The organism is Sulfitobacter sp. HI0027 (assembly GCF_001634775.1).
GTDB lineage: Bacteria > Pseudomonadota > Alphaproteobacteria > Rhodobacterales > Rhodobacteraceae > Sulfitobacter.
The window spans coordinates 1-271 of sequence record NZ_LWER01000357.1 but is presented as its reverse complement, the minus strand read 5'-3'; the positions used below and the strand labels follow the sequence as shown (position 1 = coordinate 271).

Annotated in this window: 1 pseudogene; it reads right to left on the bottom strand. The window is 55.7% G+C overall.

Annotation, left to right across the window (positions count from 1 at the left end):
* Positions 1-271: pseudogene (locus A3722_RS16915) on the bottom strand (C4-dicarboxylate ABC transporter); the annotation flags it as partial.

The following is a 271-nucleotide window of genomic DNA, read 5'->3' as shown; positions in this document are numbered from 1 at the left end:
CTAGGTCTTCGAGGAACATCTTGGAGAACAGGAACTCAAAGCTCTCAGACGCTTGGTGATAGGACGACAGATAGTAGTTCTTGGCAACGTCCTGTGCACCGAAATCCTTGTCCGACGACGGATTGTTGAACTCAAAGGCGTCGATCACGCCCCGCTCCATCGCGGGTACGATTTCACCGCCCGGCAACTGTGCAACAGACATGCCCAGCTTGGCCATCAGATCGGCGGCCAGACCCACGGTGCGGTATTTGAAGCCTTGCAGGTCATCGAC